The sequence below is a fragment of the Haloarcula pellucida genome, assembly GCF_014647235.1.
In the GTDB taxonomy this organism is placed as follows: domain Archaea; phylum Halobacteriota; class Halobacteria; order Halobacteriales; family Haloarculaceae; genus Haloarcula; species Haloarcula pellucida.
Genome location: NZ_BMOU01000002.1, coordinates 464,385 through 487,145, shown reverse-complemented (window position 1 = coordinate 487,145; position 22,761 = coordinate 464,385). Strand labels below are relative to the sequence as shown.

At 67.4% G+C, this 22,761-nt stretch carries 25 protein-coding genes; 15 read left to right on the top strand and 10 right to left on the bottom strand.

The features are described 5' to 3' along the window. Positions 1-40 precede the first annotated feature (40 nt). Positions 41-472 carry a universal stress protein gene (locus IEY28_RS09160; RefSeq protein WP_188996588.1) on the bottom strand — a complete coding sequence of 144 codons (432 nt, stop codon included), beginning with the start codon at positions 470-472 and terminating at the stop codon, positions 41-43. 188 nt (positions 473-660) lie between these two features. Between IEY28_RS09160 and IEY28_RS09155 the strand changes: the two genes are divergently transcribed. The 4 genes from IEY28_RS09155 to IEY28_RS09140 all read left to right on the top strand — a co-directional run bounded on the left by IEY28_RS09155 (position 661) and on the right by IEY28_RS09140 (position 6,324). Further along, positions 661-1,227 carry an HTH domain-containing protein gene (locus IEY28_RS09155; protein WP_188996586.1) on the top strand — a complete coding sequence of 189 codons (567 nt, stop codon included), beginning with the start codon at positions 661-663 and terminating at the stop codon, positions 1,225-1,227. A gap of 54 nt (positions 1,228-1,281) precedes the next feature. Next, positions 1,282-3,210: a threonine--tRNA ligase gene (gene thrS, locus IEY28_RS09150; RefSeq protein ID WP_188996584.1), complete on the top strand. Its 1,929-nt coding sequence runs from the start codon at positions 1,282-1,284 to the stop codon at positions 3,208-3,210. Between the two features lie 81 nt (positions 3,211-3,291). Next, entirely contained in the window at positions 3,292-4,335 is a 1,044-nt protein-coding gene (locus IEY28_RS09145) for a DUF7972 family membrane protein (RefSeq protein ID WP_188996583.1), read from the top strand. Between the two features lie 75 nt (positions 4,336-4,410). After that, positions 4,411-6,324, top strand: a complete 1,914-nt coding sequence (locus tag IEY28_RS09140; protein WP_188996581.1) for an SLC13 family permease — start codon at positions 4,411-4,413, stop codon at positions 6,322-6,324. 30 nt (positions 6,325-6,354) lie between these two features. On the opposite strand, the gene IEY28_RS09135 is transcribed toward IEY28_RS09140, so the two are convergent. Next, positions 6,355-7,224, bottom strand: coding sequence for a PspA/IM30 family protein (locus tag IEY28_RS09135; RefSeq protein ID WP_188996579.1), 870 nt, complete (start codon positions 7,222-7,224; stop codon positions 6,355-6,357). 159 nt (positions 7,225-7,383) lie between these two features. Here IEY28_RS09135 and IEY28_RS09130 point away from each other — a divergent pair, with 159 nt between their 5' ends. Further along, positions 7,384-7,977: an alpha/beta hydrolase gene (locus tag IEY28_RS09130; protein WP_188996577.1), complete on the top strand. Its 594-nt coding sequence runs from the start codon at positions 7,384-7,386 to the stop codon at positions 7,975-7,977. On the opposite strand, the gene IEY28_RS09125 is transcribed toward IEY28_RS09130, so the two are convergent. Then, positions 7,961-9,220: an outer membrane protein assembly factor BamB family protein gene (locus IEY28_RS09125; RefSeq protein ID WP_188996575.1), complete on the bottom strand. Its 1,260-nt coding sequence runs from the start codon at positions 9,218-9,220 to the stop codon at positions 7,961-7,963. The two genes, IEY28_RS09130 and IEY28_RS09125, sit on opposite strands and share 17 nt — an antisense overlap. A 99-nt stretch (positions 9,221-9,319) precedes the next feature. Here IEY28_RS09125 and IEY28_RS09120 point away from each other — a divergent pair, with 99 nt between their 5' ends. The 5 genes from IEY28_RS09120 (at position 9,320) to IEY28_RS09100 (ending at position 13,938) form a co-directional block, all read left to right on the top strand. After that, the gene (locus tag IEY28_RS09120) at positions 9,320-10,684 is read left to right on the top strand and encodes a hypothetical protein (protein ID WP_188996573.1); all 1,365 of its coding nucleotides are present in this window, start codon (positions 9,320-9,322) and stop codon (positions 10,682-10,684) included. A gap of 64 nt (positions 10,685-10,748) precedes the next feature. Next, positions 10,749-10,931, top strand: a complete 183-nt coding sequence (locus tag IEY28_RS09115; protein WP_188996570.1) for a hypothetical protein — start codon at positions 10,749-10,751, stop codon at positions 10,929-10,931. A gap of 114 nt (positions 10,932-11,045) precedes the next feature. After that, positions 11,046-12,707 carry a CTP synthase gene (locus tag IEY28_RS09110; RefSeq protein ID WP_188996569.1) on the top strand — a complete coding sequence of 554 codons (1,662 nt, stop codon included), beginning with the start codon at positions 11,046-11,048 and terminating at the stop codon, positions 12,705-12,707. Beyond that, a complete protein-coding gene (gene guaA / locus IEY28_RS09105) occupies positions 12,707-13,624 on the top strand; it encodes a glutamine-hydrolyzing GMP synthase (protein ID WP_188996567.1) in 918 nt (305 codons plus the stop codon). Before IEY28_RS09110 ends, guaA begins: the two co-directional genes overlap by 1 nt. 2 nt (positions 13,625-13,626) lie before the next feature. After that, positions 13,627-13,938 carry a DUF7126 family protein gene (locus IEY28_RS09100; protein ID WP_166972249.1) on the top strand — a complete coding sequence of 104 codons (312 nt, stop codon included), beginning with the start codon at positions 13,627-13,629 and terminating at the stop codon, positions 13,936-13,938. 7 nt (positions 13,939-13,945) lie between these two features. Here IEY28_RS09100 and IEY28_RS09095 read toward each other — a convergent pair whose 3' ends face one another. After that, entirely contained in the window at positions 13,946-14,620 is a 675-nt protein-coding gene (locus IEY28_RS09095; protein WP_188996565.1) for an MBL fold metallo-hydrolase, read from the bottom strand. Between the two features lie 85 nt (positions 14,621-14,705). On the opposite strand from IEY28_RS09095, the gene IEY28_RS09090 reads away from it, so the two are divergent. Next, complete coding sequence (locus IEY28_RS09090) at positions 14,706-14,876, top strand: hypothetical protein (protein ID WP_188996563.1); 171 nt, start codon at positions 14,706-14,708, stop codon at positions 14,874-14,876. 29 nt (positions 14,877-14,905) lie between these two features. Here the strand turns inward: IEY28_RS09090 and IEY28_RS09085 are convergent, their stop codons facing one another. The 4 genes from IEY28_RS09085 to IEY28_RS09070 form a co-directional block, all read right to left on the bottom strand. Next, positions 14,906-15,313 carry a hypothetical protein gene (locus IEY28_RS09085; protein WP_188996561.1) on the bottom strand — a complete coding sequence of 136 codons (408 nt, stop codon included), beginning with the start codon at positions 15,311-15,313 and terminating at the stop codon, positions 14,906-14,908. Positions 15,314-15,413: 100 nt separating this feature from the next. After that, the gene (locus IEY28_RS09080; RefSeq protein ID WP_188996559.1) at positions 15,414-16,238 is read right to left on the bottom strand and encodes an aldo/keto reductase; all 825 of its coding nucleotides are present in this window, start codon (positions 16,236-16,238) and stop codon (positions 15,414-15,416) included. Positions 16,239-16,413: 175 nt separating this feature from the next. Beyond that, positions 16,414-17,376, bottom strand: coding sequence for a WD40/YVTN/BNR-like repeat-containing protein (locus IEY28_RS09075; RefSeq protein WP_188996557.1), 963 nt, complete (start codon positions 17,374-17,376; stop codon positions 16,414-16,416). Positions 17,377-17,633: 257 nt separating this feature from the next. Continuing rightward, positions 17,634-18,590, bottom strand: coding sequence for a molybdopterin-binding protein (locus IEY28_RS09070; RefSeq protein ID WP_188996555.1), 957 nt, complete (start codon positions 18,588-18,590; stop codon positions 17,634-17,636). Between the two features lie 117 nt (positions 18,591-18,707). On the opposite strand from IEY28_RS09070, the gene IEY28_RS09065 reads away from it, so the two are divergent. Genes IEY28_RS09065 through IEY28_RS09050 form a run of 4 tightly spaced genes read left to right on the top strand, consistent with a single transcriptional unit; the run spans position 18,708 to position 21,183 of the window. Further along, positions 18,708-18,869, top strand: coding sequence for a hypothetical protein (locus IEY28_RS09065; protein WP_188996553.1), 162 nt, complete (start codon positions 18,708-18,710; stop codon positions 18,867-18,869). Between the two features lie 46 nt (positions 18,870-18,915). Further along, positions 18,916-19,059: a hypothetical protein gene (locus IEY28_RS09060; protein WP_188996551.1), complete on the top strand. Its 144-nt coding sequence runs from the start codon at positions 18,916-18,918 to the stop codon at positions 19,057-19,059. Beyond that, positions 19,052-19,399, top strand: a complete 348-nt coding sequence (locus tag IEY28_RS09055) for a DUF7977 family protein (RefSeq protein ID WP_227015598.1) — start codon at positions 19,052-19,054, stop codon at positions 19,397-19,399. Before IEY28_RS09060 ends, IEY28_RS09055 begins: the two co-directional genes overlap by 8 nt. 59 nt (positions 19,400-19,458) lie before the next feature. Continuing rightward, complete coding sequence (locus tag IEY28_RS09050; RefSeq protein WP_188996549.1) at positions 19,459-21,183, top strand: sensor histidine kinase; 1,725 nt, start codon at positions 19,459-19,461, stop codon at positions 21,181-21,183. Here the strand turns inward: IEY28_RS09050 and IEY28_RS09045 are convergent, their stop codons facing one another. Both IEY28_RS09045 and IEY28_RS09040 read right to left on the bottom strand, forming a co-directional pair. Continuing rightward, a complete protein-coding gene (locus IEY28_RS09045; protein ID WP_188996547.1) occupies positions 21,184-21,882 on the bottom strand; it encodes an SDR family NAD(P)-dependent oxidoreductase in 699 nt (232 codons plus the stop codon). It abuts the gene before it with no gap. A 30-nt stretch (positions 21,883-21,912) separates the two neighbouring features. Further along, the gene (locus IEY28_RS09040) at positions 21,913-22,743 is read right to left on the bottom strand and encodes a hypothetical protein (protein WP_188996544.1); all 831 of its coding nucleotides are present in this window, start codon (positions 22,741-22,743) and stop codon (positions 21,913-21,915) included. Positions 22,744-22,761: the final 18 nt, after the last annotated feature.

Below are 22,761 nucleotides of genomic sequence, written 5' to 3'. Positions count from 1 at the left end.
GTAAATGCGTAGTGCCAAACTATCAGGACTGAGACTGTCCTCACTCGATGTGGACGACGAGGACGGGCACCGGCGAACTCTCGACGACGCGTTCGGTGACGCTCCCGAGGTTCGCCACCCGGTCACGACCGGTCCGGCCGTGGGTCCCCATCACGACGAGGTCGATGTCCTCGTCGGCAGCGTACTGCGTGATAACCTTGTGTGGGATGCCCTCCTCCATCCGCGTCACGGTTTCGAGGGCTGCCTCCTCGCCGCCGACCGCGATGTCGTCGAGCGCTACCTCTCCCTCCTCGCGGAGCGAGTCGCGGACGTCGTCTTGCGTGTCCTTATCGGCCGCGAGGAAGAGGCGTCTGTCGACGACGTAGAGGCCGTGCAACACCGCGTCGTTGTCGCGGGCAATCGAGACGGCGTGTGCGAGCGTCTCGGTCGTCCCCGAACTGCCGTCGGTCGCGACGAGTACCTTATCGTACATCGGCACGTCGATACTGCGTCCCGACGATACATAGTACTCCCTGTTGGCACACCACACGACTACGCTCGGGACGGCCTGACTCCACCGTCCGACGACCGGCGAGTTACCATCGTTCAATCGAACGGCCGTTCCGGCATGACTTGTCAACTAGTGGAATTTTATCAGAGGGAATCATGTGTGGTACCACGATGCAAGGGAGTGACCTGCCGGCGGGCCGATCTGTCGAACTGTACGTTCGTTCGCTGCTACCAGAGGGGTACCACCAGTCACAGGAGTGTATCCTCGAACACGTGACGGAACTGGTCGAGACAGAGACATTCACCGACCGACAGGTGCACGTCTGGGGGCAACAGGTGCCAGCGACGGCCGAATCGGCCCAAACGACCGTCGGAGAGTACGTCCTCGACCGCGTCACCGTCTTCCGGGAGTGGGCGGCGGCCAACGGGTGCTCGCTGTCACCGGCGTTCGAACTTCGGGAGGTCGACGACATGCTCGTCGACGACCAGTTCCGTGCCATCCGATTCCCGTCTGTATTGCTCGTAGAGTTCCTCGGGGACTCACTCGTCTGTGTCTCGCCTCACGCCGTCGACGGCGACGTCACCACGGTTCCCGGCCGCCTCGATGCGCTCGAATCCGGCGACCAACGGCAGTTCGACCCGCTCGACGCAACGGCCGTCGAGGCGTCGCCGGACCGGGACGACCGGTCACGGCCCCCTCGCGAGGGCGACGAGGAAGAACTCCTGACGACTGAATGAGTCGCCGTCCGCGTCTCAATACACTTATCCCCGGCCGCTATCGTATCCACGGGTATGAGTACGGTCACGGTCACGCTGCCGGACGGGTCCACCTTAGAGATGGATGCCGGCAGTACGGTCGAAGACGTCGCCTACGAAATCGGACCGGGACTCGGTGACGACACCGTCGCGGGCGTCGTGGACGGCGAGTTGGTCGACAAGCACACCCCCATCGAGGAGGACGTCGAACTGGTCATCGTCACACCGAGCAGCGACGAGTACGTGGACGTGCTTCGGCACTCCGCCGCCCACGTCTTCGCGCAGGCGCTTCAGCGGGAGTTCCCCGAGGCGACACTGACTATCGGACCGTGGACCGACGACGGGTTCTACTACGACGTCACCGACGTCGACTTAGACGAGGACGACCTCGAAGACATCGAGGCCGAAGCGGAGGCCATCATCGAGGAGGACTACGACATCGAACGCGAACTCGTCGACCGCGAGGACGCCCTCGAACGGTACGAGGACAACCCGTTCAAGCAGGACATCCTCGAAACCGAGGCCGCCGGCGAGGAGCGCGTCTCCTTCTATACGCAAGGGGAGTTCTACGACCTCTGTCAGGGCCCCCACGTCGAGTCCACCGGCGAAATCGGCGGGTTCGCCCTGCTCGAAATCTCGGCAGCCTTCTGGCGCGGCGAGGAAGACAACGAGACGCTCACCCGCGTCTACGGCACCGCCTTCCCCACGCAGGACGAACTCGACGAGTACCTCGAACGCCGTCAGAAGGCCCAAGAGCGCGACCACCGCAAGATCGGACAGGAGATGGACCTGTTCTCCATCGACGACACCACCGGGCCGGGCCTCCCGCTGTACGAACCCAACGGGAAGAAGATTCTCAACGAACTGTCGGACTACGCCGCCGAACTCAACCGCGACGCCGGCTACGACGAGATCGAGACGCCCCACGTCTTCCGCACCGAACTGTGGAAGAAGTCCGGCCACTACGAGAACTACGTCGACGACATGTTCCTGCTGGACGTCAACGACGAGGAGTACGGCCTCAAGCCGATGAACTGTCCGGGCCACGCGACCATCTTCGATCAGAAGTCCTGGAGTTATCGGGACCTCCCGGTCCGCTACTTCGAGGACGGGAAGGTCTACCGGAAAGAACAGCGCGGCGAACTCTCGGGGCTCTCCCGGACGTGGGCCTTCACCATCGACGACGGCCACCTGTTCGTCCGCCCCGACCAGATAGAACAGGAGGTGCTTGCGACGGTGGACATCATCCTCGATACGCTGGATACGTTCAACCTCGACTACACCGTCCAGTTCGCCACCCGGCCCGAGAAGTCCGTCGGCGGCGACGAGATCTGGGAACGTGCCGAATCCCAACTCGAATCTGTCCTCGAAGAACAGGACATCGACTACGCGGTCGAACCCGGCGACGGCGCCTTCTACGGCCCGAAGATAGACTTCGCCTTCGAGGACGCTTTGGGCCGTAACTGGGACGGTCCGACGGTCCAACTGGACTTCAACATGCCCGAGCGCTTCGACCTGACCTACACGGGTGAGGACAACGAGGACCACCGCCCGGTGATGATCCACCGCGCGCTGTATGGCTCCTACGAACGGTTCTTCATGGTGCTGACCGAACACTACAACGGGAAGTTCCCGCCGTGGCTCGCCCCGGAACAGGTCCGCATCCTCCCGGTTTCGGACGACAACATCCCGTACTGTGAGGAGTTACAGGACGAACTGGGCGAGTTCCGCGTCGAAATCGAGGACCGTTCGTGGACCGTCGGCCGTAAGATTCAGCAGGCCCACGACGACCGAGTGCCCTACATGCTCATCATCGGCGACAACGAGGAAGACGCCGGCAACATCTCGGTGCGCGACCGCAAGGAGCGCGAGGAGACGGAGATCGACCTCGACGAGTTCCGCGACCACCTCGAAACCGAGGTCGAACAGCAGCGCACCGCCGTGACGTTCCTCGCCGGTCGGTAACGAACCGGCCCCGACCGCCGTGGCTGTGACTGCATCACAGCAAGGCGGTCCCTTTTATCTCTGGCGGGCGACGACTCCAGCATGACCGACGCCGACCGGGACCAGCCCAGCGACACCATGCGGGAGCGGGCTGACGAGAGTACGTGGTTCCTCTGGGTGTTGCTCGACGCCGACCGGCGGCTCGTCGCCGGCCTGTTCTCGGCGGGCCTGTTCGCGACGCTCGTCGTCGTCGGCGTCCTCCACCCGACTCCCGGACAGAAACTACTGACGCGTGGTGACCCCGTCGAGACGCTGTATCAGGCGCTCATCACCGGTACCATCACCGGCGTCACGCTGGTGCTGACGCTGAGCCAACTCGTCCTCTCGCAGGAACTCGGCGCCGTGGGTGACCAGCGCGACCGGATGGCGGGCGCGATGGAGTTCCGCTCGGACGTGGCCGACGCCGTCGGTGCGGCCGTCAGCCCCGCCGAACCGTCGGCGTTCCTCCGGTCGCTCGTCCGCGCGACGAAAGAACACGCCCAAGCGGTCGAGGAGGCCGTCGAAACCGACGACCTGGACCAGAACCTGACGGATCTGCTGTCGACGTACCTCGACTCCGTCGTCGGCAACGCCGACACCGTCACCGACCAACTCGAAGGCGCGAACTTCGGCGAGTTCGACGTCGTGAAGGCCGCATTGAACTACAACTACTCGTGGAAACTGTACGCCGGCCGGCGCATCCGTGAGGAGTACGCCGAGGAACTCTCCGAGGAAGCACTGGACCGACTCGGGACGCTCGTCGACACGCTGGAACTGTTCGGGCCGGCCCGCGAACACTTCAAGACGCTGTACTTCCAGTGGGAACTGTCGAACCTCTCTCGGACGCTGCTGTACGTCGCGGTGCCAGCGCTGGCCGTCGCCATCTCCGCACAGGTGTTTTTCGACCCACGTGACTTCACGAGCCTCACGTTCGGCGTCGGCAACTCGCTATGGATACTGGCGATTACGACCACGGTTTCCCTGCTGCCCTTCACGCTCCTGCTCGCGTACATCCTCCGCATCGTCACCATCACCAAGCGGACCCTCTCTATCGGCCCGTTCATCCTCCGCGAGACGGACCGTTCGGTGGACGTAAACTGGGACTGAGCGGGAGCGTCTCCTACGAGGGAAACCCGTCGACGCCACCCGTATTTATCACACGGCCGAACGTTCGGCTGGAGTATGGCAGCGCTCTCGACGGGTGCGTTGGTAGTGTTCGCACTCGTCGCCGCCACCCTGACGCTGTTCGTCACCGAGTGGCTCCCCCCGGACATCACCGCTATCGCCGTCCTCGTCTCGCTGGCCGTCCTCGAACCGTACACCGGCGTCCCCGCACGCGAGGCCATCGCGGGGTTCGCCAGTCCTGCGGTGGTCACTATCGTCGCGATGTACATCCTCAGCGCGGGCATAGAAGAGGCCGGCGTGGTCGACTGGCTCGGTGCCAGACTGGCGGCGCTCACCGGTGGCGACGAGCGACGACTGCTCGCGGCCATCGTCGGCACCACGGGCGTCGGCGCGGGGTTCGTCAACAACACCCCCATCGTCGCCGTGTTCATCCCCCTCGTCACCGGTCTCTCGGAACGGTACGGCATCTCGCCGTCGAAGTTCCTCCTGCCGCTCTCCTTCGCGGCGATGCTCGGTGGGACGCTCACCCTCGTCGGCACCGCGACGAACCTACTCGCGAGCGACATCTCCCGAGACCTGCTGAACGAACCGTTCTCGATGTTTACGCTCACGCCCGTCGGTATCGTCATCCTGCTGGTCGGCGTCGGCTATCTGCTCACCGTCGGCCGGGTGCTCGTCCCCGAGCGGATACGCCCGTTCGCGGACTTCACCGAGGAGTTCGACATGGACCGCCACCTCGCACAGTTGACGGTCCGCGAGTCCTCGCCGCTGGTCGGTCTGACCGTCGCGGAGGCCCTCGACAGCGACGGCGTGGACGCCGTCGTGGCGGCCGACGACGGCGAGGTCGCACTCGCCGACGGCGAACCCACCGAACCGGAGCCGATAGACGTCGACGTGCTCCAGATCGACCGGGACGGGGAGTCCTTCTTCGCGACGGCGACCGACCGACCGCTCGAACCGGGCGACGTGCTGACGGTTCGGGGCAGCACACAGGCAGTCAACCAGTTCGGCGAACGCTACGGCCTGCGACAACTCCCCCGCGAGTCCGTGACCGAGGAACTACTGGCCGAGAGCGGCCACTCCGGCGTGCTCGCGGAGGCCGTCGTCCACGGGGAGTCGCGACTGCGCGGCCGCACGCTCGGAGACGTGGACCTGCGCTCGCGGTTCGACGTGACGGTGCTGGCGATTCGACGCGGCGACACCGTCATCCGGGAGGCGTTCGCCGGCGTCGAACTCGCCGCCGGGGACACGCTGCTGTTGCAGACGCCGGTCGACGAGATAGCGCATCTGGAGGAGGAGGGATATCTCGTCCTCACGGAGGGGCCGCCCGAACTGTTCGACGTCATCCACGGCGAGGGATCGGCCCCCCCGCCGAGACTCAGTCCGCGAGCGCTGCTCCCGCTGGGAATCCTCGTCGCCGTCATCGCGCTCGCCGCGGTCGGGGTGGTTCCGATTTACATCGCCGCACTCGGCGGCGTCGTCGCGATGGTCGCGACGGGGTCGATCCCGGCCTCGCGGGCCTACGACGCGGTTAGCTGGAACGTCGTCTTCCTGCTGGCTGGGCTCTTACCTCTAGGCGCGGCGATGCAGGCCACCGGCGGCGCGGCGTTCGTCGGCGGCTTGCTCGCCGAGGTGGCCGTGGTCGTGCCGCCGCTGGTCTTGCTCGCGTTGTTCTACCTCCTGACGGCGGTTCTCGCCAGCCTCATCACCCCGGTCGCGACCGTCGTGCTGATGGCGCCAATCGCCGTCGCGACGGCACAGGACGTCGGCGTCGACGGGACGCCCTTCTTACTCGTCGTCACCTTCGCCGTCGCAACCGCCTTCCTCACCCCCGTCGGGTACCAGACGAACCTGATGGTGTACGGTCCCGGCGGCTACCGGTTCACCGACTACGCCCGCGTCGGCGCGCCGTTGCAGTTGCTCCTCTGTGTCGTCACCACGGTGGCGGTCGCGTTCGTCTGGCCGCTGTGAGCCCACGCAGTAACGGCGGGAAACGGAACGTCAGGCCTGCTCGTCGTCTTTGAGCTCTTCGAGTTCGGACTCGACCTCGCTCTCGTCGACGTCGGGCGTCTCCACGTCGGCGGCGGTGTCCTCGGCGAGTTCCTGTTCGAGTTCCGTCTCGGCGTCGCTGGGTTCGGCGTCCGCGGATTCGGTTTCGCTGGTCACCTCGTCGGCCTTGCCCATCTCCTGTTTCAGCGTGTCGAGTTCGGCGTCGACGGCCCCCTCCTGCTGGATGTCCTCCAGTTCCTGCTCCAGCGAGCTCTTATCGGAGAGCTGATCCTCCAGTACGCCGTCCTCGCGGAGTTCGTCCATCGCCTGTGCGCGAGCCTCCATGTCCTCGGTGCGTTCCTCTGCGCGCTCGATGGCACGGTTGACGTCCTCCATCTCGTCGCCGGCCCCGGTCATGGCTTCGTTGACTCGCTTCGAGGCTTTCGCGGCCTCGTGGCGGGCCTTCATCGTCTCCTTCTTGGTGCGGAACTGCTCTATCTGGCGCTGGAGCTCGTCTTTCTGGTCGACGAGTTGGTCCTGCTGGGACTCCAGGTGAGAGATTTGGGAGTCGAGTTCCTCTATCTGGGTCATCTTCTGCTTTTTCTTCTCTAAGGCCTGCCGGGCGAGGTCCTCACGGTCCTGCTTGACGGCCTGTCGGGCCTGATCGTTGTGCTTCTCGACGTTCTCCTCTAACCGACGCTTTTGTATCTCCAGCCGTTTCTTCTGGGTCGTCAGGTCCGCGATGCCTTGTTTGACGTCCTGCAACTCGTTTCGCATCTGCTCGTAGCTGTAATCGAGTGTCTCGGCGGGGTCTTCAGAACGGTTGAGCACCGCGTTCACCTTCGACCGAATGATGTACGAGGCACGCGAGAGGATTCCCATGGCTCAAAGTTCGGTGCTGTCGACTTAAATTTCTTCCACTACTGGCCGTCGTGAGACGGCCGTCACCGGGTAGGCCAACGGAGGCGACGACGCTTCGGACGACCGCGCGGCGCGTGCTGCGGCGACAGATACAGGGCCGCACCCGCCGACGGTGTGGGCATGAGCGAGACAGTTCACGTCCCCGGTGGTCGGCGGGTCGTGGCGACCCTCGACTCGCCCGAGACCGACCGGGCCGTCGTCGCCTGCCCGCCACACCCCCGGTACGGGGGCAGTCGGTCGGACCAGCGGCTTCGCGCGGTGAGCGACGCGCTCGGTCCCGACGTCGCCTGTCTCCGGTTCGATTACGGCCCGTGGGACGGGGGGCGGGGCGAGCGCGTCGACGCCGAGAACGCGCTGGCGTGGGCGAGCGAGCGCTACGACGCCGTCGGCCTGTTCGGCTACAGTTTCGGCGCCGACGTGGCGCTCCGGGCGGCCGCCGAGGTGAGCGAGGACGATGCCCCCGCCGCCCTCTCGGTACTGGCCCCGCCCGCCGCCCTATCGAACGGCGCTGCCGTCGACGCACTCGACGCCATCGACTGCCCGGTACAGGTCGTCTACGGCGACCGCGACGACACCGTCGACTGGCGGCCGGTGGTCGAACGCGCCCGAGAACTCGGCCACGCCGTCGAGTCGGTCGCCGCGGATCATCACTTCGTCGGGCAGGCCGAGGACGTCGCCGACGTGGTGGCAACGTTCCTCAGGGCGCACCTGTAGCGACCGGCGAAACGGCGAGCGCGCTCCCGCCGGACGAGGTCCAGTCGAGCGCGACGACGCGGCCGTCGCCGTACCGGACCAGCACCTCCGCCCCGCCGTCACCGTCGAGGTCCGCCGACGTGGCGAACGTCCAGATGGGGACCGAGCGTTCGTAGGCCGCGCGTTCCTCGCCGGTCCGGCCGTCGAGAACCGCGACGGTGCCGTCGTTCGTCACTGCAATCACGTCCTGCGTGCCGTCGCCGTCCACGTCGTCCAGCACCGGCGCGTAGGCCGTCTGGCGCTCGCCGCCGCCCAGCGACGTTCGCCACTCGGTCTCGCCGGCGTCCACGTCGACGGCCAGCACCGAGTTCCCCGCGACGCCGGCGTACACCTCGGCGCGGCCGTCACCGTCGGCGTCGCCCACGTCGTGGATTCGGGGTGTCCCGCTGATGTCGGCCGTCCACCGCCGCTCGCCGGTGGCCCCGTCGAGCGCGGTCAGTTCGCCCGTACTGCCCGCCAGCACCGTCCCGTCCGGGCCGACGGCGAGCGTCGTCGCGTCGACGTCGGTACGCCACCGCTCGGCACCGTCGCCCTCGTAGACGACGACGCCGCCGTCGCCGCCGAGGACCACCTCAGAGGCCCCATCGTCGTCCACGTCGGCCAGTCGCGGCCGCGCCCACACGGTCATGTTCGCGTCTCGTCGCCACGCCACGGTCCCGTTCCCGTGGGCGACGACGAGCGTCCCCGCGATGTCGCTCGTGACGACGTCCGGGCCCGCGTCGCCGGTGACGTTCCCGACCGAGGGCTGGCCGTAGCCGTACGTCGACAGCGGCACGCGCCACTCCTCGGTGCCGGTGGCCGCGTCGAGGACGACGACGGCGTTCTCCGTCGTGCCGACGGCGGCCTCCAACCCGCCGTCGCCGTCTACGTCCGCGACGGCCGGTTGGGTGAGCGCGTGGGTGAAACACTCTCCGGCCGGGACGCTCCACCGCCAGCGCGTCGCCCCGTCGCTCGGTCGGAGACGGACGAGCGAACAGGAGTTCGGGCCGATCGGTTCGGCGTTGGGGACGGCCGCGACGGGCGCGACGAGAACGTCGCCGCGCGGACCGACGCCGACGGCGTGGTGGTTCACCTCGTTCTGGCGGGCCGTGTCGCTCACCCACGTCTGGGCGAGTGCGCCGCCGTTGGCCGTCACGCCGACGGCGAGGACGGCGGCCAGCGCACCGCAGACCAGCAGCGCGACGAGGGTCGTCCGGGGTCGCATTGTCGACACTCGACGGCCGGCGAGCATAAGGTCGGCTATCGTCTGCGCCGGGCGAGCGAGAGCGGTACGTACTTGCCCGGCGGCGGGCCAGTCTGGGGTATGGACCGCCGCCGCCGCTGTCGGGCGCTCGCGCTCACAGTCACGACGCTCGCGGCCCTCGGGTTCGCCGGTGTCGCGAGCGCGCACGGAAGCGTCGGCAGCGGCGTCGAGGCACCGATTCCGCTGTGGCTCCTGTACACCGGCGCGGGTGGCACCGTCGCCGTCACCGCGGGGTGGCTGGCCATAGGGGAGCGAGAGGCCGGTGGCGGCCACGAGACACCGGCGCTCACCCTCCCCTTCTGGGCCGTACAGACGCTCGCCAACGCCGGGCGGACCGTCGGCCTGTTCGCGCTGATTGCCGTCCTCGCCACCGGCATCCTCGGCCAGCAGATCGCGTCGGAGAACGTCGCGACGGTACTGTTCTGGCCGGTGTGGCTGAAGGGGCTCGGCCTCCTCGCCGTCGTCGCCGGGAGTCCGTGGCGCGTCGTCTCGCCGTGGGGCACGCTGTATGCGGGCCTCGCGTGGCTTGAGGGGGACCAGCCGGCACTACTGGGTGAGTACCCCGAACCGCTCGGCGACTGGCCCGCCGTCGCCGGGTTCGCGCTACTGGTCGGCGTCGTCGAGAACCTCACGACGCTCCCGCGCTCCCCGCGTCTCACCGCCGCGCTGGTCGCGGGCTACGCCCTCGTGATGGTCGTCGGAGCGCTCGCGTTCGGGCCGACGTGGCTCCGCCGGGCCGACCCGCTGGCGGTGCTCTACCGACTGCTGGGCCGAATCGCACCGGTACACGTCGACAGTGGCTACCGGATAACGCTCCGAGCACCGTGGCGGGCCTGCACCCGCACCGTGACCGATAGCTCGACGGTGGCGTTCGTCGTCCTCGCGCTGTACACTGTCAGTTTCGACGGCATGGCCGAGACGACGACGTTCCGAGCGCTGCTGGCCGCGATGCCCGACGCACTCGGTCCGACCTCAGCCGCAACCGTGCTGTATCTCGCCGGGTTCGCGCTGTTTCTGGGGAGCTACTGGGCCGCCGTCTCGCTCGTCGACGCCGCCGCGGGCGAGTCGCGGCCGGTCGGCCGGACAGCGACGGCCTTCGCCGCCTCGTTGCTCCCCATCGCGGGGGCCTACGAGGTGGCCCACACCTACCCGTTCGTCCTCCGGAACCTCGGGACGCTCGCCGACCTGACGACCGCCGGCCTGTTCGCGCCCGACCCCGTCGCGGGCCTCTCGCTGGCGGCGTTCTGGGGGTCGCAGGTGGCACTCGTCGTCGGGGGCCACCTCGTCGCCGTCGTGGCCGCCCACACCGTCGCAGTCGGGCGGTACGGCCGCGCCGCCCGGCGGGCACATCTCCCGCTCGTCGTCGTCATGGTGGGGTACACCGTGCTCTCGCTGTGGATCATCTCACAGCCGGTCGCGAACTGAGGAGTCGACCATCGCCAGTGAGTTCGGGCATATCCTTATCATCAATAATGTACTATACAGGACTATGTCGACAGCACGACCGCTACCCATCGGTCCGCGGGTCACCCACGGGGCCGTCTCGCTCGTCACCGGCTTTCTCGCCGGTCTGGCGCTGTTCCTCGCCGTCGGTGCCACCGCTGACGACGCGGTCTTCTCGGCGCTATCGCTCGCGCTGGTCGTCACCGTCAGCCGGACGCTGATTCGGTGACGGCGGTCGTCAGTGACCGGCGCGGGGACACAAACGTCCAGTGTCTGACTGACAGGGCGTGACGAACGACGGGTGTCCCGAAACCGTTTTGGCGACACACTGTCCACGGTCGGTATGCCGACCGAACCCGAAACGGACTACGACCCGGAACTGGGTCGGAAGTTCATCTTCGTCACCGGTGGCGTGATGTCTGGCCTGGGGAAAGGCATCACCGCCGCCAGCACGGGCAGGCTTCTCAAGAACGCCGGGTTCGACGTTACAGCGGTCAAAATCGACCCGTATCTGAACGTCGACGCCGGTACCATGAACCCCTTCCAGCACGGCGAGGTGTACGTGCTCAAAGACGGGGGCGAGGTCGACCTCGACTTGGGGAACTACGAGCGGTTCCTCGACATCGACATGACCTTCGACCACAACGTCACGACGGGGAAGACCTACCAGCACGTCATCGAGAAGGAACGCGCGGGCGACTACCTCGGTCGCACGGTCCAGATCATCCCGCACATCACCGACGACATCAAGCGGCGCATCCGCGAGGCCGCCGAGGGCAACGACGTCTGTATCATCGAGGTCGGCGGCACCGTCGGCGACATCGAGGGGATGCCCTATCTGGAGGCCCTGCGCCAGTTCGCCCACGAGGAGGACGAGGACGACATCCTCTTTACCCACGTCACGCTCGTCCCCTACTCGAAGAACGGCGAGCAAAAGACCAAGCCCACCCAGCACTCCGTGAAGGAACTGCGCTCTATCGGTCTCCAGCCGGACATTCTGGTCGGCCGCTGTTCGGACAAACTCGACATCGACACGCGAGAGAAGATAGCCCTGTTCTGTGACGTGCCCACGGAAGCGGTGTTCTCGAACCCGGACGTCGACGACATCTACCACGTCCCGCTGATGGTCGAGGAGGAGGGCCTCGACGAGTACGTGATGGAGCAGCTCGACATCGCCGACGAGGCGCTGCCCGAGGACGAGCGCGAGAACCGCTGGCGCGAACTCGTCACCCAGCAGACCGACGGCGAAGTCGACGTCGCGCTCGTGGGCAAGTACGACCTCGAAGACGCCTACATGTCCGTCCACGAGGCGCTGAAACACGCCGGACTGGAGAAGAACGTCGACGTGAACGTCCAGTGGGTCAACTCCGAGAAGATGCCCGACCACCACGAAGAGCGGATGCAGGAGGCCGACGCCATCGTCGTCCCCGGCGGCTTTGGCACCCGTGGCACGCAGGGCAAGATCGACGCCATCCGGTACGCCCGCGAGAACGAAGTGCCCTATCTGGGCCTCTGTCTGGGCTTCCAGCTCGCCGTCATCGAGTACGCCCGGAACGTCCTCGGACTGGAGGGCGCTCACTCGGCCGAACTCGACGAGGACACGCCCCACCCCGTCATCGACATCCTACCCGAGCAGTACGAGATAGAGGACATGGGCGGGACAATGCGACTGGGTGCCCACGAGACGGACATCGAGGCCGGGACGCTCGCCGCCACGCTGTACGGCGGCACGTCCTGCACCGAGCGACACCGCCACCGCTACGAGGTCAACCCCGAGTACTTCGACCGACTCGAAGACGCCGGGCTGAAGTTCTCCGGGCGCTCCGGGAACCGTATGGAGATACTCGAACTCGCGCCCGAAGACCACCCGTACTTCATCGGGACGCAGTTCCACCCCGAGTTCCGCTCGCGCCCGACACGGGCTAGCCCGCCGTTCGTCGGCCTGCTGGAGGCCGTGCTGGGCGACGACCCCCACGCCGCCGAGACCGAGGAGGTGAGCCACTGATGGTGGACGTCGAGGCGTTCATCGAGGAGGCCACAGCCGAAATCGCCGAGGAAGTCGGCGACAAGAACGCCGTCATCGGCCTCTCGGGCGGCGTCGACTCCTCGACCGCCGCGGCGCTGGCCTACGAGGCCATCGGCGACCAGCTCACCGCTGTCTACGTCGACACCGGTCTGATGCGGAAAGGCGAGACCGACGAGATTCGCGAGACGTTCGACTACATGGACTCGCTGCGCATCGTCGAGGCCCAGGACCGCTTCTTAGAGGAACTCGAAGGCGAGACGGACCCCGAGGAGAAGCGCCACATCATCGGCGAGCAGTTCATCAGAGAGTTCGAGACGGTCGCTCGCGAGGTGGACGCCGACTACCTCGTCCAGGGGACCATCTACCCCGACCGCATCGAGAGCGAGGGGACCATCAAGTCTCACCACAACGTCGGCGGCCTCCCCGAGCGCATCGACTTCGACGGCATCGTCGAACCGATGCGCGACCTCTACAAGGACGAGGTCCGGGAAGTCGCCCGCGCACTCGACCTAGAGGAGATTATCTCCGAGAGGATGCCGTTCCCCGGCCCCGGTCTGGCCGTCCGCATCATCGGCGAGGTCACCGAGGAGAAACTCGAAGTCGCCCGCGAGGCCAACCACGTCGTCGAGGAGGAACTCGAAGAGTACGAGCCGTGGCAGGCCCTCGCGGCCGTCATCGGGAAGGCCACCGGCGTCAAGGGCGACAACCGCGTCCACGGCTGGGTCGTCGCGGTGCGGTCCGTCGAGTCACGTGACGGCATGACCGCCCGCGCACAGGAACTCGACTGGGAGACTCTCCAGCGGATGCAAAGCCGCATCACGGGCGCCCACGAGAACGTCGCTCGCGTCGTCTACGACGTGACCCACAAACCGCCGGCGACGATCGAGTACGAGTGACGATGCAGGTCATCATCGTCGGGTCCGACCCCGACGGCATCACCGACGCACTCGAAGCGGAGGGCCACAGCGTCACCGTCGCCGACGTGGGCAACCGCCCCGGGCTAGAGGAGGCCGGCATCCACGACGCCGACGTCTACCTCCTCACCGAGATGGCACAGGCCACCTCCATCGCCGTCGCGAAGGACCTCGTGCCCGACTTGCGGATCGTCGTCTACGCCGAGGGGTCGCTGCCGGACTTCGCCAGCAGACAGACCGACCTCGTCGTCGACCCGAACCTGCTCGGCCCCGAGGCCGTCGCCGAGGAACTGTAGTCCCGCCTCAGACCGTCGCCGCCAACTCTGCGACGCGCCCGCTCCCCCCTTTCTCGAACGGGACGCCGTGGCCCATCGCGGCCACCTCGAACGGCGGCACGCGGTCGATGAACTCGCGGAGACTCCGCGTCACCGCGCCCGTATCGTAGCTGAGGAGCCACGGCGACGCCGAGAGGGCCCCGCGGTTCTCCCGCACGAGGTCGCCGAGAAACGCCGTCGACAGCGCCTCGCTGACGTAACAGACGTGGCCCGGCGTGTGACCGGGCGTGTGGTAGACCGTGAAACTACCGACCGTATCGCCGTCGGCCACGGTTTCGACGGGGTTCGACGGCGCGGAGACGAGACGGCGAGTCAGTCGCTGGAGCGTCCCTTTGTGGTTCGTCAGCGGCGGTTTGTCGGTACCCGTGACGTACGGCGCGTCGGCCACGCCGACGTATATCGTCAGGTCGACGCCGTCGAACGCCGAGAGGCCGCCGACGTGGTCGAGGTCGTAGTGGGTCACCAGAATCCGCTCCAAATCGCGCAACTCGAAACCGGCCTCTCGGACGCCGGCAACGAGCGAGTTGCCGTGCCACGGCATCCCGGCGTCGACCAGCGTCAACGTCCCGTCGTCGTCGACGAGGTACGCGTTGACTCCCGAGAGGTCGTACCACCAGACGTCGTCCGAAAGCGGCGTCACCATACGTGCGTTTTGGGCCGCCGACGGCAAAACCCTTCTCGGCGGCGGGACCACAACACCCATAGACTGTCCGACAGAGCGGCCAACCATGGCCCGCGACACCGTCGTCTCCTGGCGGACGTTCGCCCTGTTCCTCCTGTGTCCGCCGCTGGCTATCCTCGCGCTCGTCCTGTTTCCACTGACCATCGTGGTGCTGGTCTGGCTGTACTATCGCGGCAAGAAACAGGCGCTCGACCAGCCGTCGGCGTCGACCAGCTAGCCAGAGACAGGTACGAGACGACCGGCTGTTCACTCGTCCATCGCGTAGGCGAGTCGGTGGGGCACCAGCGTCAGCGTGCGGACGATAGCCGCCAACGCGACGAAGATGCCGACGAGGATGTGGGCGATACCGCCGAGTTTCAGCCAGAGCAACAGCGACGGGTACTTGTGGATGGTCGCGAGTTGCGCGTTCAGCAGGGACGCACCGGCGCGGTCCGGGCCACCGCCGGCGATGCTGTGAGTCGTCTGCGTGGCGAAGAACTGGTCGATGAGCGGGTGGAACTGCGTGAACTCGAGGAACAACGCGGCCCCGACGAGCAGATATCCCACGCCCGCGAAGACGGCGCCGACCACGAGCATCTTCTGTATCGACCCCATCGTCGAGAGGATGGTCTCCGGGCTGTACGTCTCCATCGTCGGTGGCGTTTCGGTTGCCATGACGTACTGAGAGACGCAGGGTTACTATCTAAAACTGGGTTACTATTGCACACCTACATCCGGGCCGCGAAAACGTTATATATGGGGCCGAATGGCACACTCAGAACGGCAACTGTGACCGGAAGTAGTGGTACCCGGTCTTGACCTTCGAGGGCGAGCGGATGTGTGCCATCTCCGCGTCGGTCAACGTGAAGTCGAAGATTGCGAGGTTCGCTTCGAGGTGGTCGCGGCTGGACGCCTTCGGGATGGCGGCGACGCCGTCCTGCTGGACGAGCCATCGGAGCGCGACCTGTGCCGGTGACTTCCCGTAGCGGTTCCCGATCTGGACGAGGGCCGGGTCCTCCAGTACGCCGCCGCGGGCCAGCGGACTGTACGCCGTCAGGAGGACGTCGTGGATGCGGCAGTAATCGAGCAGTTCCCGCTGGTCACAGTAGGGGTGATACTGCACCTGATCGGTGAGAATCGGGGCGTCGGAGCGCTCTCGGGCCTCGTCGAGCAGCGACCGCGAGAAGTTGCTGACGCCGACGTGTTCGACGAGGCCGTCGTCGACGAGGTCGTTCATCGCGCCGAGCGTCTCCGAGAGGGGCGCCATCCACGGCGTGTTCGGCCAGTGGATGAGCAGGAGGTCGAGATAGTCGGTCCCGAGTCGGTTGCAACTCTCGCGGGCGGACTGGCGGACCCGCCGCGCGCTCCGGTTGCGCCCGTCGAGTTTCGTCACGAGAAAGACGTCCTCGCGGTCCACGTCGGCGGCGTCGATGCCCATTCCCACCTGCCGTTCGTTGCCGTAGGCCTGTGCGGTGTCGACGTGTCGATAGCCCATCTCCAGCGCCGTCCGGACCGTCTCGCGGCAGTCCGGCCCGGTCAGTTGCCACGTGCCGAGGCCGAGTGCGGGAACGGACTCGCCCTGCACCTGAATCGTCTCCATGGGAGCAGTTAGTCGGCCAGCGGCAAAACGGCAGTGCCAGCGGGAACCGGGACGGAAGACACAGAACGGGCGGCGGGCGTTCGTGACGGTGACAGCCGAGCCGTCACGACGAGGGGGCATCAGATGGGGCGTGCCGAGAGTGGGAGCGGTGGCGGACCGTCGAACAGCCGAGACGCTATCGCTCGATGATGGTGCCGCCGGCCCCGACGGCGATGTCGACCGAGCCGCGGACGACGGCTTTCAGGTTCTGGCCGGTCGGCGTCTGGTTCTGGGTCCACTCGCTATCGAGTTCGTACACCTTGCCGCCACCACCGACCGTGTAACCGTCACCGTCGCCGTCGGTGACCTCGATGTCCCGGAGGCCGGCGTCACCGGTGTCGTGGGGCGTCCACTCGACGCCGTCCCAGTGGAATAGCATGCCGCCGCCGCCCGAGACCCAGACGTCGTCGAAGCCGTCCGAGTCGACGCCGTAGAAGTTGACGTTGGCGTCTGCCAGCCCTATCTTGTTCCACGTCGACCCGTCTTGCGTGCGGAAGACGGACTTGTTGCCGTCGACGATGTGGCCCTTGCGGTCCTCGAAGAAGTCGACGGCGTTGATGGCCGACCCGGACCCGGGCGTGACGTACTCCCACGTCTCGCTGGCGCCGTTCTCGAAGGAGTAGTACATCTTCCCCGAGTCGCCGGCGACGTAGACGTTGGCCTCGCCGGCCTGCCCCGTGACCGAGACGTCGTTGAAGTTGTTGGTCACGTCCATGGGCGCGCTGTGGTCGGTGAGGACGCCGGACTCGACGTCGTACTCGCCGATGGCGCCGGAGCTACCGACGAACCAGAGGCGCTCGCCGTCGTCTGTCACGTCCGCGCCGTAGAGGCTGTTGCCGTTGCCGGTCGGGCCGCCGTCGAGAATCTTCTGCCAGCCAAGTTCCGTCCGTTCGAGGACGATGCCACCGCCGGCCACGGCGTACGCCCCCGCGTCCGTGTACTCCACGTCGTAGAGCGTGTTGCCCGTGGGCGACTCGACGGACTCCCACGGGCTACTCGCGGCGGCGGACCCGGAGAGGGCCGCCGTCCCCATCGCAGCAGCGACTGACGCACCGATACCCTTCAGGACGCCACGTCGGGTGGCTTCGCGTTCGGACATTGCACTCGGGGGGTGAGGAGCGTCCCACTTGAAGGAAGGTCGCGATTAAGTCGTTTTTTCGCGGTTTGTGGGTCCGGAAACCGACGATTTCGACCGGCGACCGCCGCCGAGACCGGGGATTCCGCGAAACCGAGGGCGTTCGGCCGTTTGCGGCGGAGTAAACGGTATGAAACGAATGAAATCGGCGGGGCTTCATAATTAGCCGGTCGCACCGGACGCGGTCGCAGTCGGTGGACCCGACCCGCGAGCGGTACGGGTTACTCCTGCAGGTGGTCGACCAGTTCCGGGGCCTCCGCTGCGATTATCTCGTCGACCGCGAGGGTCGCGGCTTCGGCGTCGGCCGGGAGACAGAACACGGGCGTCGCCGCTGTGATACCGGCGGTGGCCCGAACGGCGACGATGCCGGTCCCGATGTGCTCGAACAGGAGTGTCCTGAACGCCTCGCCGAACCCGGGGAGGGCCTTCTCGAACAGCGGGTGGACCGCCTCGACAGTCACCTCGCTAGCCGAGATACCGACGCCGCCAGCGGTGACGACCGCCTCGACGTCGTCGCGGCCGACCAGATTGTCGACGGCCTGCTGAATACCGTCGTAGTCCCCGCGCAGTCGTTCCCGTGCAGTGACCGTGTGACCGGCCGACTCGAGCGCAGTCGTCAGCGCCTCACCCGTCGGGTCCTCGCCCTGCCCGGTCGTCGTGCCGACGGTGACGAGCGCCACCTCGACCGGGCGGACGGCCGGCGTCTGCGACGGGCGGTCGGCCGCTGTCGACGGGTTACCGCTAGCGACTTTCGACCCTGCCGCGCCGCCGGCCGGGTGTCGCTCCGCGGACTGGGCCGTGTCGGCCGTCGCCGACGAGTCGGTCGAGTCGTCGTGGCCTGCCGGTCGGGACTGCGTCTCCGCAGTCGACTCCGTGGCCGCCGCCGAGTCGGACTCGACCGCGCCGGTCGACCCTCGGTCGCCCAGCGGGTCGGCGGCCGACGACTCCGCCGCGTCCGCCGTCGGGTGGTCGGCGTCGGTCTGCTCGGTCGCCGCGTCGGTCTCGACAGCCGTCTCGGCCGTCGTCGTGCTGTCGGTTGCTGCACGCTCTCCGTCCGTCGTCCCGTCGCCGGACTGGTCGGCCGCCGTCTCGTCTCGCTCCGCGTCGTCTTCGTCGTCGGTTTCGTCCCCATCGTCGCTGCTCGCCCGACGTGTATCGCGGGACTGGAAATCGACCATACCGATACGACGGCCCGCCGGTGGTAAGTCTTTCCGGCTACAGGGGTGCCCCACGCGATGGCTTTTATTCATCGCTCGCCCAGAAGTTTTATTATAAGTACACGTATGAAACAGCGTATGGAGAGGGTCTACCACGTCACGTGTCACGAGTGCACGTTCGAGGGGGTATTCGAGGACCACCGAACGGCGCTCGACGAGTGGAACGAACACGAACGAGACGACGACCACCGAGTGAGCATCCTCGAAATCGACCGACCGTCCCCCCGCAAGCCGGCCTGAACGGCGGACCGCCAGCGTTTTGCACACGCTATCCTGAACTCGGAGTATGCACGCTGTCCAGTACACCGACCGCGGCGGCCGTGCCGTCCGCACGGATGGCGGCGGACGTGGCCTCGAACTGTCAGACGCATCCGAGCGCGGCGACTGGCTGTCCGGCGACGTCGGTCTGGGCGGTGAGGACGGTGCCTGAGAACGGGGACGAGACCGTGATGGTGACGCCGGACGAGTCGCGGGCCGACGACGGCGACACGGCCGAGGACAGTCGTTACGTCCACCGCCCCAGCGGCGAACCGCCGAGACAGGCCGAGACGAGCGACGAGTTCGGCTGGGAGGGGTGGGCCCTCGTCGGGATGGTCGTCGTCGGCTTCCTCGTGATTCCTGTCGCCATCCTCGTGTTACCGGCCGCACAGGGCGTGGTCCGCTCGCTGGGCCTGACGCTTCGGGCCGCCTATCTGGCGCTGCCACTGGTTCCGGCGTTCCTGCTCGGTGCCGTCGCGGTGTGGTCCGCGCTGCGCTCGCGGCGCTCCTAGTATCGCCGACGATACTCGGCCGAGAACGTTTATCAAACAGTCTCCCAACGATCGAACAGATGCTGCTGTCGCCCCTGTCTGTGGTCCTCCTCGCGGCCGTGGTCGGGATGGGTGTCGCCGTCCTCGTCTGGCTCCACCGCGACAACCCCGGCGCCGGCCCGCTGGCGGCGTTCGTCGTCGCCGCGAGCCTCTGGGCCGTCGCGCAGGGCCTCGAACTGGCGGTGCCGGACGTGCAGACGATGGTGTGGTTCCAGCAGGTGCAGTTGACGCTCTCGGTGGTCGTCCCCGTCGCGTGGCTGGTCACAGTACTGGAGTACACCGGCCACCCCCACTGGCTCACGCGTCGGCGGGTCGCCCTGCTACTCGCCGAACCCGCCGCCTTCGTCACGCTCGTGTGGTCGAACGACGCTCACGAACTCGTCTGGGTCGGGTCCGACACCGTCGTCGTCGCCGAGGCGAGCGCGCTGGCCCCGGTCTGGGGGCTGGCCTACTGGGGCCATCTGGCGTACATGCTCGGACTGATTCTGGGCGGCGGCGTCCTCCTCATCCGTCAGATGTTGCGGACGAACCGCCTCTTTCGGGGCCAGAGTCTCGCACTGCTTGTGGCTATCACCATCCCGACCGCCGCCCAGTCGCTCCACGCACTCGGCTTCCTCGGGACGGTCGTCGACCCGACCAGTCTGGGCTACGTCGTCTCGGGCATCGTCCTCTCGGTGGCGCTGTTGCGCGGCCAACTGCTCGACGTGGCACCAGTGACCCGTGACCTCGGCCGGGAGGCGATCTTCGCCGAGATGGACGACCGGGTCGTCATCGTCGACGAGGACGGCCGCATCGTCGACGTGAACGCGGCCGCCGCCTCCCTGTTCGACGAGGACCCGGGCGCGCTACTGGGGCGATCACTGGAGGGCGAACTGCCGACGCTGGCCGCGACCCTGCCCGACGTCGGCGAGCGAATCCAGACGGAGACGCGACTCGAACACGACGGGGCGGTCCGCTACTTCGACGTTCGCGTGACGCCGCTGTACCGGGCTTACGGCGTCGTCTCGGGCCACCTCGTCAGTCTCCGCGACGTCACCAATCGCCGGCAACGCGAACAGCGCATCGACGTGCTCAACCGCCTCCTGCGGCACAACATCCGTAACGAGATGAACGTCGTCCGGGGGAATGCCGATCTGCTTGCCGGCAGCGTCGAGTCGGCAGACGACCACCGGGTCGACCGCATCATCCGAACCGTCGACGACATCGTCGACCGGAGTAACAAGATAGGGCGCGTCTCCGAAGCCTTAGAGAGCGAGGATCCGCGGCCGATTCGATTACGGCCGCTGCTCGCTCCGGTCGTCGACACCGTCCGGAACCGGAATCCGGGGGCCAACCTCTCGCTGGCCTGTCCCGAGGACTGCTGGGTCGAGGGCGGGCCGTCGCTCACCCTCGCCGTCGAGGAACTGCTCGACAACGCCATCGAACACAGTGACGGGCAGCCAACCGTCGAGGTCACCGTCGAACCGGCCAGCCCGGATACGGGAGTCGTCGTCCGTGTCTCCGACGACGGCCCCGGCATCGCCCCCTACGAACGAGAGGTCATCCTCGCCGGCGAGGAGACGCCGCTACAACACGGCTCCGGCGTCGGTCTGTGGCTGGTGAAGTGGGTCGTCCGCAACGCGGGCGGGACCCTATCGTTCGCCGAGGGGCCGGGCACCACCGTCGAGGTAGAACTGCCGGTGGCCGACCCGAACGACCCCGACGCCATCACGGACGTGAACGCACGGACCACCACGGACCGCTGACTACCACGGCTTTGGCTCCCGGTCGCGCCAGAACCGCCCGCGGGGCGCGTCGGGCCGGAACCGGGACAACCACACGGGCGTCTCGGCCCCCTTCTCGGGCGACCGTGGGGCCGACGCCTCGGTCATGTCCGTCCGGACGTACCCCGGACACACCGAGTTCGCGAGCAGGCCGTCGTCGGCGTACTCGCCGTCGAGATAGCGCGTGAGGCCGTTCAGCCCCGTCTTCGAGATTCGGTAGGCCGGCGTCCCGCCGGACTGGCGCTCGGTGATGGCCCCGAGTCCCGAGGCGACGTTGACGACGCGGCCGCCGGGGCGGTCGAGCAGTAGCGGGAGGGCGTGTTTCGTCAGTACCGTCGGCCCCCGGAGGTTCGTGTCCAGCGTGCGGTCGACGACCTCGGTGGGCATCGCGTCGAGCGGTTCCCGGGAGTCCATCACGCCGGCGTTGTTGACGAGGACGTCGAGACGACCCGCTTCGTCGGCGATGCGGTCGACGGCGGCGGTCATCTCCTCGTCCTCGGTCACGTCGAGTTCGATCGGGCGGCGGTCCGTCGCCGTCACGTCGGCCGGGTCCCGCGCCCCGGCGTACACCGTCGCGCCCTGTTCCACGAGGCCGTCCGCGATGGCATTCCCGATACCTCGCGTGGCCCCGGTGACCAGTGCGACCTGCCCGTCGAGCGAGTCGTAGAGCGACACGTCCATACCCTGCTGTAGGACGGCCGTGCCGAAAAGTCAGACGACGCCGGCAGTCAGGAGCATCACGCCGACTCCGAGGAGTACGAGGACGGGGCCGAGTGTCGCCACGCGAGGGACGTTGGTGGCGAACTGCCTGAGCGACGGGTTGCCCGCGTGGGCGACGACGAGTGGGTCGACCAGTCGGCCGCCGTCGGCGCGGCCCACGACGGTCACCTCGTCGCCGCTATCGACGCGGCGTTCGAGCGTCGCGCCGTCCGTCTCGCCGACGAGGAAGGCCAGACTCACGGCGTCGGGGTCGACCCGGACGCCGCCGTACTCGTCGGTCACCTCGAACGGGACGCCGACTCGCTCGGCGTCGAGCAGTTGCTGTGCTCGACTCGTGTCCGCGGTGGCGGCGTACGTCTCGCCGCCGACCAAGCGACCGGCCTCCGCGACCAGCGCCGAATCGCCGCTGTGTGGGGCCGTCACCGTTCCAGCGACCGGTTCGGCCGTACCGGTGACCGCGGCCGTCCCCTCGGTCGGCAGGTCACTCGGGGCGACGTGGGCGGCGTCCCGGAGCGTCGTCGCGGTGGCGTAGTGCCGCCCGCCGTGGCCCGTCATGAACACCCCCACTAGCAGGACGGCGAACCCGACGTGATACAGCGAGAAGTCGTACCGCCCCTCCAGTGGCGGCGGGGACCCGAGGGCGTAGGTACTCGCGACGAAAGCGACGACGAGCGCTATCCCGCCGACGAACAGCACCGTCCGCTCCCGGTCGGCGGACAGGTACGCAAGCAGGCGCGTGTCCTGATAGCGGTCGACGGCAGCGAGCAGAACCGCCACGAGCGCGAACGGGAGGGCGAAGTCCCAGAGGAACCCACTGAGCATATCTCCCCTGTTCGCTAC